Annotated in this window: 14 protein-coding genes, 1 tRNA gene and 1 other annotated feature; of the genes, 1 reads left to right on the forward strand and 14 read right to left on the reverse strand. The window is 39.4% G+C overall.

Annotated features, from left to right (window positions below):
• Positions 1-67: 67 nt before the first annotated feature.
• The 11 genes from J9537_RS10625 to J9537_RS10675 all read right to left on the reverse strand — a co-directional run bounded on the left by J9537_RS10625 (position 68) and on the right by J9537_RS10675 (position 8912).
• A complete protein-coding gene (locus tag J9537_RS10625) occupies positions 68-928 on the reverse strand; it encodes a ketose-bisphosphate aldolase (protein WP_218256167.1) in 861 nt (286 codons plus the stop codon).
• Positions 928-2325, reverse strand: coding sequence for a PTS fructose transporter subunit IIC (locus tag J9537_RS10630; RefSeq protein ID WP_218256168.1), 1398 nt, complete (start codon positions 2323-2325; stop codon positions 928-930). The genes J9537_RS10625 and J9537_RS10630 overlap by 1 nt, the downstream gene beginning before the upstream one ends.
• Positions 2322-2780, reverse strand: a complete 459-nt coding sequence (locus tag J9537_RS10635) for a PTS sugar transporter subunit IIA (RefSeq protein WP_218257366.1) — start codon at positions 2778-2780, stop codon at positions 2322-2324. Before J9537_RS10635 ends, J9537_RS10630 begins: the two co-directional genes overlap by 4 nt.
• Positions 2781-2999: 219 nt before the next feature.
• Entirely contained in the window at positions 3000-3842 is an 843-nt protein-coding gene (locus J9537_RS10640) for a MetQ/NlpA family ABC transporter substrate-binding protein (protein ID WP_218256169.1), read from the reverse strand.
• Positions 3843-3917: 75 nt separating this feature from the next.
• Positions 3918-4604: a methionine ABC transporter permease gene (locus J9537_RS10645; protein WP_010745859.1), complete on the reverse strand. Its 687-nt coding sequence runs from the start codon at positions 4602-4604 to the stop codon at positions 3918-3920.
• Positions 4597-5631, reverse strand: a complete 1035-nt coding sequence (locus J9537_RS10650; RefSeq protein ID WP_035016339.1) for a methionine ABC transporter ATP-binding protein — start codon at positions 5629-5631, stop codon at positions 4597-4599. The genes J9537_RS10645 and J9537_RS10650 overlap by 8 nt, the downstream gene beginning before the upstream one ends.
• Positions 5632-5791: 160 nt before the next feature.
• Positions 5792-6043 (reverse strand) — a binding site (T-box leader).
• Between the two features lie 62 nt (positions 6044-6105).
• The gene (locus J9537_RS10655) at positions 6106-6438 is read right to left on the reverse strand and encodes a glycine cleavage system H family protein (protein WP_010745857.1); all 333 of its coding nucleotides are present in this window, start codon (positions 6436-6438) and stop codon (positions 6106-6108) included.
• Between the two features lie 4 nt (positions 6439-6442).
• Positions 6443-6796 (reverse strand): arsenate reductase family protein, encoded by a 354-nt coding sequence (locus J9537_RS10660; protein ID WP_010745856.1) that lies wholly within the window; start codon positions 6794-6796, stop codon positions 6443-6445.
• Entirely contained in the window at positions 6789-7988 is a 1200-nt protein-coding gene (locus J9537_RS10665; RefSeq protein ID WP_010745855.1) for an FtsW/RodA/SpoVE family cell cycle protein, read from the reverse strand. Before J9537_RS10665 ends, J9537_RS10660 begins: the two co-directional genes overlap by 8 nt.
• A gap of 89 nt (positions 7989-8077) precedes the next feature.
• Positions 8078-8698, reverse strand: coding sequence for a DUF1361 domain-containing protein (locus J9537_RS10670; RefSeq protein ID WP_218256170.1), 621 nt, complete (start codon positions 8696-8698; stop codon positions 8078-8080).
• Positions 8699-8839: 141 nt separating this feature from the next.
• Positions 8840-8912 (reverse strand) — tRNA-Thr (locus tag J9537_RS10675).
• A gap of 134 nt (positions 8913-9046) precedes the next feature.
• Here J9537_RS10675 and J9537_RS10680 point away from each other — a divergent pair.
• On the forward strand, positions 9047-9283 hold the full coding sequence (locus J9537_RS10680; protein WP_010745796.1) for a hypothetical protein: 237 nt from the start codon (positions 9047-9049) through the stop codon (positions 9281-9283).
• 120 nt (positions 9284-9403) lie between these two features.
• On the opposite strand, the gene upp is transcribed toward J9537_RS10680, so the two are convergent.
• The 3 genes from upp to J9537_RS10695 form a co-directional block, all read right to left on the reverse strand.
• Positions 9404-10033 carry a uracil phosphoribosyltransferase gene (gene upp, locus J9537_RS10685; RefSeq protein ID WP_010745795.1) on the reverse strand — a complete coding sequence of 210 codons (630 nt, stop codon included), beginning with the start codon at positions 10031-10033 and terminating at the stop codon, positions 9404-9406.
• Positions 10034-10190: 157 nt separating this feature from the next.
• Positions 10191-11432, reverse strand: coding sequence for a serine hydroxymethyltransferase (gene glyA, locus J9537_RS10690; protein WP_218256171.1), 1242 nt, complete (start codon positions 11430-11432; stop codon positions 10191-10193).
• Between the two features lie 68 nt (positions 11433-11500).
• A complete protein-coding gene (locus J9537_RS10695; protein WP_028020364.1) occupies positions 11501-12514 on the reverse strand; it encodes an L-threonylcarbamoyladenylate synthase in 1014 nt (337 codons plus the stop codon).
• Positions 12515-12691 lie beyond the last annotated feature (177 nt).

Consider the following 12691-nt stretch of genomic DNA (forward strand, 5'->3'; position numbering starts at 1 on the left):
TGATTATAACTTTTATAAAGGAAAAGAAGACAGCCCTTCCAAAAAAATTGAAAGTTCTGTCTTTTGATTAGTATAATCCAGCTTTTCCGATCGTGTTAAGCACGCCTAATTTATGTTTTACCACTTCTTTCACTTTCTCATTCGCCTCAGGATATACATCGCCTGGCTCGTACATCTCAGGATTATTCGTCAAAATAGCTCTTAAAGCCTCAAAGAAGACGCTTTTCAGATCTGAGCTTAGATTGACTTTTGCTACACCATATTTCACAGCTTCGCTAACCTCAGAATCAGGATTTCCAGAACCACCATGCAAAACAAAAGGAATATCGATACGTTGATTTAACTCTTTTAATAGATCAATGTTCAACTTAGGAGGCATATCTTTCGGGTACAACCCATGTGCAGTTCCAATTGCTACAGCTAAGGTGTCAATTCCTGTTTCTTTCACAAATTCTTCTGCTTGATTCGGATCAGTATAGATGATATTCGCCGTTCCCCCTTCTGCCGAACCATTATTCCCAATAGTTCCTAATTCTGCTTCAACGGAAACATTTACATCATGTGCCAATTTTACAACTTCCTTTGTTAAACTCATATTGTCTTCAAAAGTCTGTGTTGAAGCATCAATCATCACAGATGTATACCCATTACGAATTGCCCGCATAACGTCTTTCACTGAACCACCATGATCCATATGAATGACCACCGGAACTTTGCTATTGTGGGCATATTCTTTAGCCGCCGCAACAAACTCATCATTTAGGTAGGCAATTTCATCAGGATGGATTTCTAAAATTACTGGTGCATTTTGTTTTTCGACCTCTTCCATAATCGCCTTCATCATATCGTAACTGCAAATATTAAACGCAGGAACCGCAAACTGGTTTTCTTTTGCTACTTTCAATAAATCCTTCATTGTATATAACATTACATTTTCACCTCATTAATCATTTTATTATTCTCAACAGTTACAGGTTTTTTCAATAAACCAACTGCTACTGCTGTTACTAACGTACCTGCGACAATCGCCAGAAGATACATCGGCAAATTGTTCATTACATTTGGAATTAACATCACCCAAATGCCGCCATGTGGAGCCATCGAAGTAACACCGACTGCCATGGAGATTCCCGCAGCAGTTGCTGAGCCAAGCATTAGGCTAGGGATTACACGAATTGGATCGGCGACTGCAAAGGGAATCGCACCTTCAGTAATATAAGAAGCACCTAAAATCCAACATGATTGTCCTGAAGTCCGTTCTTCTTTCGTGAACTTATTTTTGAATAAAATCGTTGCCAACGCTAATCCTAATGGCGGTGTCATGCCTGCTGCCATGCAAGCAGCTATTGGCGCATTGACACCAGCGGACATCAAGCCTATCGAAAAAGTTGAGATCGATTTATTTATCGGCCCACCCATATCTGCCGCCATCATGATACCGATCAATAAGCCAAACATTAGACCTGAAGTATTACCCAGTCCATTTAACCAGCTAGTCAAAGCGTCTAGTACCCATGCGATCGGCTTATCAATTAAGAAAACCATCGCTAATCCAATAACTAAGATAGAAACCAAGGGAACAACGATTAATTGATAAATTGCTGCAAATCGCTGCTTGATATTAATTCTATTCGCTAAAAGATCCGTCATATACCCTGCTAATAGACCTCCGATCATCCCACCTAAAAACCCAGAGCCTCCATTTGCCGCCAACAAACCTGCAACAATTCCTGGGGCAAAACCTGCCTTTCCAGCGATTGAACTAGCAATACCTGCTCCTAAAGCGGGTACCATCATTGCAAAGGCCGTTCCTCCGCCGATCGTAGATAACGCACCTGCGAGTGCATTGTAATCATCAGACTTTGGATCCGATGCCGTAATTCCAAAGGCAAAGCTTAGTGCTATGATTATTCCGCCCGCAATGACAAATGGCAGCATATAATTGACGCCGTTCATAAAATGATTATAGATTCCACTCTTTTGTTCTTGTGAGCCACTTTTCTTATCTAAAGAAACTTTAATCGTTCCAATATCTTCTAAAGCCTCTTCAATCACTTTCTCTGGCTCTTTTATCGCTCGTCCGGTAGAAACTCGCTTGATCTTTCTCCCAGCAAATCGACTAGTATCTATATCTTTATCCACTGCTAATATAATCGCATCTGCTTCTTCAATTTCACTAGGGGTAAGTACATTTTCAGTTTTTGCTCCTTGGGTTTCAAACTTAGCTTCATGACCCAAATTTTTCGCTGTAACCTCTAGTTTTTCAGCAGACATATACGTGTGTGCAATCCCTGTAGGACAAGCTGTTATTCCAATGATTTTCATGATGATTCCTCCTTACTCATTATCTCTAATACTTCCATTGGGCTTCCAGCATTTTTCAGCTGGGTTCGAAATGATTCATCCATTAGCTTTCGTGACAACTTACTCAAAATTTCTAAATGAATATCTGCAGTTTTTTGCGGTACCAAAATAGCAAAAACACATTCAATATTTCTTCCATCCAAACCTTCATAGTCGGAAATTTTTCCAGTATGTGCAAAGCAAATTGTAGGCTGTAAAACAGCTTTACTTTTGGCATGCGGAATTCCAAAACCATCCTCTATTCCAGTAGATGTCTCTTCTTCTCTTCGATACAAATCTTTGATCACTTTTTTTGCTTTTGAGACACGTTGCTCTTCTTCCAATAATTGTCCAAGTTTCTCAAACAACTCTTTTTTTGATCGAATTGATTCATCAAAAATAATCAAATCGTTCACCATCAAATCAATCAACTTCATCATATAACCTACCTTTATAACTAGGATAGCGCTTTCCCGTTTATGGTGATAACTATAGCATCGCTATCTAAACCGTTCAATATTTTGACTGTTTTTCGGGTTAAAAGTCTTTTAACGATAAAACAGCTCACATAAAATGATCCAAATCGATCATCCTATGTGAGCTGTTTCAACAACCAAAAAACCTCAATACATTTGTACTGAGGTTCAAAAAATATCTTATTCATTTACCGGTTTTACAGAGCCATCCCATTTTTCTAAGATCCAGTCTTGTACATCTTTTTCGTGTAAGACTTTGACTAATTTCTTGACGCGAGCATCGTCTTTGTCTTCCGTACGAACAGCAAGAATATTTGCATATGGTGATGTGTCTTTTTCAAGCAACACAGCATCTTTTACTGGGTTCAACCCTGCACCATAAGCAAAGTTAGCATTGATTGCTACTAAATCACCTTCGTCATTGCTGTAGGTTGTCGCTAGCAAAGCAGGATCAATCGAGTGGTCAAATTTCAATTTCTTAGGATTTTCAGCGATGTCATCAAACGTGGCTGTTTCTAAATCTACTCCATCTTTTACTTTAACTAGTCCAGCATCTTGTAAAATGGTGATAATACGACCCCAGTCAGATTCAGAACTTGATGTAATTATCGTCGCACCATCTTTTAAGTCCTTGATATCTTTGATCTTCTTAGAATATAAGCCCATTGGTTCGATATGGATCGCACCGGCATCGGTGAATTTGTAATCATTTTCTTTTACGGCTTTCTCAAAGAAAGGCTTGTGTTGGAAATAATTGGCATCGATATCCTTATCGGCTAATGCCTTATTTGGTAATACATAATCATCGAATTTTTTAATTTCTAAATTCACGCCTTCTTTTTCAAGTAACGGTTTTACATGTTCTAAAATTTCAGCGTGAGGTGTTGGAGAAGCTCCTACAACTAATGTATCACTTTTTTCTTTACTGCTGCTGTCTGATGAACCTGAATCCCCATTTCCACAAGCTGCTAATCCTACCGTTAATAAAGCTACTGCCACAAAACCTAAAATTTTCTTTTTCATTGTTCGTTCCCCCTAATAGTTTTAATCAGTTTATATTTTCAAAGAGATAATTTTTTGTTTCTCTTGTTTTAATTGTTACCGTTTATCTGTTCGTTTTGTCAAGAAATCGCCAATCCCTTGAACAATGAATACGATAATGAGGATAATCACCGTCGCTACTAAAGTAACCGTGTAATTTCCCCGTTGATACCCTTCCTGCCAAGCTAGTGCTCCGAGTCCGCCCGCTCCTATCGCCCCAGCCATTGCGGTGAATCCAATCATGGATACCGATGTGACCGTTAGTCCTGAAATCAATGCGGGCAAGCTTTCCGGAATTAACACCTTGTAAATAGTTTGAAAATAGCTTGCTCCCATAGCATCCGCCGCTTCTAAAACTCCTGAATCCACTTCACGAAAAGCAATTTCGACTAATCGCGCATAAAATGGTGCTGCTGATAAAACCAAGGCTGGAATCGCAGCTTTGGCTCCTAACATTGTTCCTACCAAAGCTTTGGTAAACGGAATGATCAACACCATTAGGATCATAAAAGGCGTGGATCGGAAAATGTTGCTAAGAATAGACACCAATCCATACAAGATACTGCGGGCTGCTGAATGCTTTCTTCCTAATGAATATAGCAGTAAACCTAACAGCAATCCTAGAACAAAAACAATCAGCATGGAAACAATGGTCATAAACAATGTATCATTGATCGCTTCTTTTAAGGTATCCCAAGACACCTGTTGAAAATTTAGATACGTTTCTGAAAAGCTCTTATCCACGATGCAGCACCTCCACTCCAACTTGTTGAGTCTCAATAAAGTTGATGGCTTCTTCGATTTTATCGGTGTCTCCTGTAAATTGAACCGTCAGTGTGCCAAAAGAATTTCCAGTTACACGTTCGATATTTCCATAGACGATACTAATATTAATTGGAAACTTGCGTATCGCCTGAGAAACGACCGGTTCATTGGCATTGTCTTCTAAGAAGTGCAAAGTCGCTAACGTGCCTTTAGGATTTTCTTTAATAAATTCTTTCAATAACTCAGATGGGTCTGCTTTTGGCTCAAGATCCTGTTGAACAAAAATCTTGGTCACTTCCTGTTGTGGATGGCGGAAAACTTCTCGAACAGAGCCTTCCTCTACGATTTTTCCTAATTCCATCACAGCTACCTTGTTACAGATTTTACGAATCACATTCATTTCATGTGTGATCAACACAATTGTCAACCCAAGCTGTTTATTGATATTTGCTAATAGCTCTAAAACTTCTTCCGTTGTCTGGGGGTCTAGTGCACTTGTCGCCTCATCACAAAGCAAGATGTCTGGATCATTGGCTAAAGCTCGTGCGATACCGACTCTTTGTTTTTGTCCACCAGATAATTGAGAAGGGTAAGCATCCCCTCTTCCATCAAGCCCCACAAGACTCAATAATTCTTCTGCTTTCTTCTTTCGTTGATCTTTGGCTACACCTGCCAGCTCTAATGGTAATTGAATATTTTCGATGACCGTTCGTGACCATAATAGATTGAAATGCTGGAAAATCATTCCAACTTTTTTCCGAAATGTTCTTAAAGCAGGTCCCTGCAATGTAGCCACGTCTTCACCATTTACTAGAACTTGTCCAGCTGTTGGTGTCTCTAATCCGTTCAGCAATCGAACCAGTGTGCTCTTTCCAGCACCCGAATAACCTACGATGCCGTAAACATCCTTTTCTTCGATCGCTAAATTGATTCCATTGACTGCGTGGATTGGTCCCGTTTTGCCGGTAAAACTTTTCCCTACTTGATTTAACTCAATCAATGCCATGTTTCTCTTACTCCCTTTCACATATCCAACTTGCGGATAACTATTCATCACAGATACCCTAGATAGGATCAGTCCGGCCACAGCTGGCTCGGAACTTACGAAATTCATTTCTTCTAAAACCACAAAAAAACTTCCGCCCTAAAAAAATGTACGAATGTACACTTAGGACGAAAGTTTGACTTCCGTGTTACCACCTAAAATTCGTTCTGACCTTACGATCACAACCTCTGCCAGTACTTGTTTTCCACGTATACTGAGGTGCTGTAACGGGCACTCCCGTGATAGACTTGGCACCTGCTTCGTCCATCCTGCTCAAAGACCATTTTCCATCTCATTTCCGTAACTCCTTTTCAGCATACTGGAGCTCTCTTTGTACTTTAATCAGATGTACTTTTCTTTTCATCGCTTTCTCATGTGTATGAAAGGATTATATCAAGGAGATTTTATCCTGTCAAACATCAAATGAAAATTTCTTTATAAGTTTTCAAACTCGTCAACATCAACCTCACGTAATGACAAGATCCAGGCATCTAATTCTTCTTTTACATTCAGCGCGGCCGGATCAGCCAAAACTTTTTCACTAACTGAGGAAACAACACCTGTTAATGGGCTTTTGAATTCTTGAACAGCTTTTTCAGCTTCAATCTCCAATAAAGGCTCTCCAGCCTTAACCGTTTGACCAATTTTTGGTAAAGAAATGAACGTCACCTCGCCAAGCGTTTCTGCCATCTCTGCTGTTAATCCCATACAAAAATCTTTATCATTGTGCAAGATCCATAGACCTTCATTTTTTTTCAAGTAACTCATTTATTTAAAACGCTCCTTCGTAAGTTGTTTCTTTAAAACCATTTAATAAAAATTGATCCTCTTTGATTAACAACGGGCGCTTTACTAGCATCCCATCGCTTGCTAATAAATCACTAGCTTCCTTAACGGATAATTCAGCCATCTTATCCTTCAATCCAAGCTCACGATATTTCATGCCGCTTGTATTAAAAAATCTTCTTACAGGCAGATCACTAGCTGTGAGCCACTTTTCAAAAGTATCAGCTGAAGGTGTCTCTTGAACCAAGTCAATCGTTTCATAATCAATTCCCGCTTGATCCAGCCAAGCTTTTGCTTTACGACAGGTTGAACATTTAGGATACCAATAAAATTTAAGCACTGCGTGTCCTCCTAATAGGTTTCTTATTCGCACTTTGATAGCGCATCGATAAAATTAAGCCAATCCCGATCATATTTCCTAAGATCGATGATCCTCCTTGACTGATAAATGGTAGTGGAATCCCTGTTAATGGCAGTAATCCAATATTTGCCCCAATATTTTCAAAAACATGAAACAGCATCATCATGATAATTCCTGAAGCGATATAAGCATAAAATTCATTATTCATGTCAAAGCATAACCGAATCATTCGATAAATCAAAATAAAATAGAGCAAAATAACAAAGGCCCCGCCAATAAAACCAAAATTTTCTCCGATTACAGTGAAAATCATATCGGATTCACGTACTGGCACATAGACATGACTAACATTATAGCCCGTTCCAAACATTCCACCAGAACCAATCGCCATCAATGAACGAGCCAATTGATAACTTTTCCCCTGAGGATCATGAAAAGGCTCTAGCCACGAGTCAATTCGGGCAAATTGATAATTCTTAAAACCAATATGAGTAAGCAGTTCTCGTCCAGAATCCGTCGTTACTAAAAAGATCAAGGTACCGCCTACAACTACTGCTAACACAATCGCCGGAACTAAAATCAACCAAGATATTCCCGACATCAGAAACATTCCTGAAAAAATGGCTAAGAAAACCAACATCGTTCCAAAATCCTTTTGTGCCAAAATCAACCCAAGCACTGGGAGGGTCACTAGCAACATCTTACCAATTAAAAAGACATCAGACTTTAACGAATGCAGTTTATTCGTTACGTTGTGTTTGGTAATAATCAATGCCATCATTAAAATATAGGCGATTTTCATTAATTCCGATGGCTGGAATGTAAATGTACCAAACTTGAACCAGTTTTTTGAACCTGTTGAAGCAGCCAATGCAGGATCGTAATATTTTAATAATGCCAACATAACGGCCAAACCAATAACATATAAAAATGGCGTCAGACGCCACAGGAGCTTTGCATCTAAATGAATGATAATTACAACGGCTAATGCTCCAACTACATACCAAATCGCCTGCATCGCAAGCCCACGAAAAACATTGGGATCTCTGATAGTATCATGAGTCAACGCTACATATAGTGACAGCATCCCGATCAAACATAATAAAAATACGGGTAAAATGACGCCATAATCAATCCGGCTATCATCATTATTCTTTTTTAGTCTATCCATCGTTCATCTCTTTTCCACCAGTATACTCGCTCTATTATAGACGCTTCTTTGCCTAAAGAAAAGCAAGCATCGCTGACTTTGCAAAATCTTTATTCTTCTTTCGTCTCTTGTTGTAAATAAGAAATCAGTCCCCATATTCCCAACTGTAAAATGCTGAACATCAAGACAAATTGAATTTTTTCGACCGACCAATTGCCAATTAATAATTTCAAAACAGTCACAGGATGAACCACCAATTCGATAGAATGCACCCGATCAAATCGACCAATATAAATTGCGATACTAGAAAGGAGCGCTAATACAGTTACACTACTCACTTTTTGTTTTTTACTGAGTTGAATAGTTGAAAATAATTTGAATACCTGAGCCATGCCAATAAAAACCATCAAGACGATCGGTAATGCTAATAAAAGATACGACCACCATCCTTGAGAGTCCATTAAAAAATGCCCGCCTGGTTGATAAATCCTTAAAGCAGCCAAGTGAAATAAATCTGTCATTAAATACGGAATGTTTGGGAAAAACAAAAGCCACAGAGGGACAAAAATCCATCGCCAAGAATCCTTTATCTGAATAAACAGCTGCGCAAAAAGAATGGGTAACCACGCTAAAAAAACATTCAATCCCATAAATGAAAAGGTTTGTTGTCCAAAATGCATAAATAAAATATAGACCCACACGGCTAAATGAAACATATAATTTTTCTTCATACTTCTCCTTAAAAAATTCTATACTTTAACGGTACCATAGAATTTACAAAAACAGTTTGAAATCTTTTTGAATTTCTTTCCCGTAATAATAAAAAGCCGCCACTATCAAAGAGTTAACTTTGACATGACGACTTGAAGTAGTGCCAGCTGCAGGATTCGAACCTGTGACCTACGCGTTACGAGTGCGTTGCTCTACCAACTGAGCTAAGCTGGCATTTCGTACAAGAGAAATTATAAAAAACTTCTGCGAAAAAGTAAAGTAAGATTCTTCTCAAAAAGCGATTACATGAAAAAAACTTGAAAATATGCTAAAATTAGGTATGTGATAAAAGGAGGCGTTCGAAATAGATGGCTACATTTGGTAAAATAGAGGCACACGTTGATCCTTCCGAAGCTGGGAAAAAGTTTCCCGTAAAGACACACGTCATGTTCACTATTCGCGGTCAATCTCAAACTGGGGTGGTCGCTAAACAATTGAAAAACGCAGCAGTCATTGAAATTGATGAGAAGCAAGACAATGAAGACTTAATTACTCATTCCAATGGCGTTGTCGTCGTCAATTATAAACAAATGAAAAAGATTTAGATCCTCAATTGCAACAGGCAGTACGGAGACTTCCGTGCTGCTTTTTTTATCTAGTCTTCACATTCATACAGCAAAAATAAAAAACGCGAAAGCAGGAAATTCCTGCCTTCGCGTTTGTACTTATTTTGTTCCGAATAAACGGTCACCTGCGTCTCCTAGACCAGGAACGATATAGCCTTGATCGTTCAATTGATCGTCTAACGCTGCGGTGTATATGTCAACATCTGGGTGTGCTTCCTGTAATGCTTTAACGCCTTCAGGTGCAGCCACTAAACAAACAAATTTCATGTTTGAAGCCCCACGTTTTTTCAATGAGTCAATCGCCATGATTGCTGATCCACCTGTCGCTAACATTGGATCAACGATAAATAATTGACGACTGTCGATATCTTCTGGCATTTTGAAGAAGTATTCATGTGGTTCCAACGTTTCTTCGTCACGGAACATGCCAATATGCCCAACTTTTGCAGCAGGAATCAATTCTAAGATACCATCTACCATGCCGATACCCGCACGTAGAATCGGTACGATCGCAACTTTTTTACCAGATAAAGTTTTTTGAGTAGACAACGTGATAGGTGTTTCGATCTCGATATCTTCTAATGGCATATCCCGTGAAACTTCATACGCCATCAACATCGCGATTTCATTTACTACTTCACGAAATACCTTCGTTCCACAGTTTTTATCACGAATAATCGTTAACTTGTGTTGGATCAATGGATGATCAATTACTTGAAACTTGCCCATAATAAATTGCTCCTTATTCATTTTAATAGAATCATTTTTCATGCCTTCTATCATTTCTCTAAGGTATAGATAGAATTAAATCTACTAGCTAGAGAACCTGATATCCTGCACTCTGCATTTCTCCTAATTATAAGACAACTGCTATAAGAAAACTAGTCTAATGTGCATGAATCGGATGAGAATCTGTTAATTCTAAAACGGCTTTGCGAATCTCTGATAGTTTTTCCTCGTCCCCTTTTGAACGCAGGGTTTCAATGATTAATTCAGCGACCTGCTTTGCATCCTTTTCTTCAAAACCACGACTAGTAATCGCTGGTGTCCCAATTCTGATCCCACTCGTTTCTTTGAAGCTTTTTGATTCAAATGGAATAGAATTCTTATTTACGGTGATCTGCACACTATCCAACAATTCTTCCGCTTCGCGTCCAGTAACATCAAAACCTGTAACTTCAAGCAGTAACAAATGGTTGTCGCTCGCTCCAGAAATCACCCGTGTTTCAGGTGATTGGTTAAAGACTTTGACCATTGCTTGGGCATTTTTTAGAACCTGTTCACTATATTCTTTAAACTCTGGTGCTAGCGCTTCTTTAAAGGCAACAGCTTTTCCTGCGATTACATGTTCTAATGGGCCGCCTTGCAATCCAGGGAACACTGCGCTATTAATTTTTTTCGCTAAATCCGCATCATTTGTTAAGATCAATCCGCCACGAGGCCCACGTAAAGTTTTATGAGTTGTTGACGTTACTACATCTGCATAAGGTACTGGGTTGGGATGTAGACCTGTTGCGACTAATCCAGCAATGTGTGCCATATCAACCATTAATTTCGCATCCACTTCATCAGCGATTTCTCTGAAGCGCGCAAAGTCGATGGTACGGCTATACGCACTCGCACCTGCTACGATTAATTTAGGTTGATGTTTCCGTGCCAAAATACGAACAACTTCATAGTCGATCGTTTCTGTATGAGGATCCACGCCATAGCTGACAAAATTATAGAGCTTTCCACTGACATTCACAGGTGAACCATGTGTCAAATGTCCTCCAGCGGATAAATCCATTCCTAAAACGGTATCTCCCGGTTGGATCAATGAGAAATATGCTGCTTGGTTGGCTTGAGAGCCTGAATGAGCCTGTACATTTGCAAATTTTGCATCAAATAATTCCTTCGCACGATCAATTGCCAAATTTTCAACAACATCGACAAATTCACAACCGCCATAGTAACGGCGACCAGGATAGCCTTCCGCATATTTATTTGTTAAGACGCTCCCCTGTGCCATTTGTACCGCTTCTGACACGATATTCTCTGAAGCAATCAGCTCAATATTTTGTTCTTGACGCTCCGCTTCATTTTCAATTGCTCCCCATAGTTCGGGATCTAGTGCTTTGTAATCCATCCCAACGCCACCTTTCAATTTTCTGATTTAAGTATACGAAAGTTTCAACAGATAATCGAATCTTTTGTTTACTTTTCGCTAAAATAATTTTGAGCTGCCGCTTTCTTCAAACGATTCATATAGGCCAATCCTAAGTGATCTTCAGGAAAAACCTCAGCAAAGATAACATCGGACTTTTTAGCCTCATCCAAGGCACGTAAGCCACTAAACAATCCTCGAGTAGCCGCCTCAATGGTGTCCTCTTCAAAAACAAAACGATCCGCTGAAGTGTATTTGTTAGCAGTCGTTGGTGTCACCAACAAACCAACTTTTTTATCCTTCGCTTCAGCCCACTCCATCGCCTTTTGCCAATCTTGAGGTTTGATCATTAAAACAGATGTCTCAGGCGAATAATGTTTATATTTCATTCCAGGTGCCTTTGGTGTTTCGCTTTCCTTAACCAAGTGCTTATCCAATGGCACTTCTACGCCTAAAACTTCTTGCAAGGCTTCTTGTGTCACTGCTCCAGGTCGTAAAATTGTTGGCTGGTCTCCGCTTAAATCTAAGACTGTCGACTCTACACCGATTTCTGTCGCTCCATCGTCTAAAATCCCGGAAATTTTTCCACTAAGATCATGGTAAACATGTAAAGCAGTCGTTGGACTTGGCTTCCCTGACGTATTTGCACTTGGTCCTACTAGTGGCGCTCCTGTTTTTTCAATTAAAAATAATGTTTTTTTATTATCTGGCATTCTGAAGGCTGCTGTGGATAACCCTCCCGTAACAACAGGACTCAAACTCCCCGTTTTGATCTTAAAAATCAAGGTTAATGGTCCTGGCCAAAAATGTTTGATGATTGTTTCAGTTAACGGGTGATAGCTCTCAACAAACTCTTCTGTCATCGAAAAGTTCGCCACATGAACAATTAATGGATTATCACTAGGACGCCCCTTAACTGCAAATACTTGCTTCACCGATTCGGCTAGAAGCGCATTAGCACCGAGTCCATAGACCGTCTCTGTCGGGAAAGCCACCAACTCTCCATTGCGCAATAACGCTGCCGCTTCCTCTATTTGATCTGATTGAAATATTTTCGTTTCCACAGCTTCTCCACAGCTCCTTTTTCTAACTTTCCTTATTTAAATACTTTCTTTTTCTACTTATCCCCGAGGTGTGGATAATCAAGTTGTCAAGTGTGCATAACCATGTTGATAACTTTTTTTCGCTCGTAAATCCCGTCAATTCAATGTTCTTTTATTATTTTGTTTGATAAAAATAAT

This window comes from Enterococcus raffinosus (genome assembly GCF_019175485.1).
Taxonomy (GTDB): Bacteria; Bacillota; Bacilli; order Lactobacillales; family Enterococcaceae; genus Enterococcus_A; species Enterococcus_A raffinosus.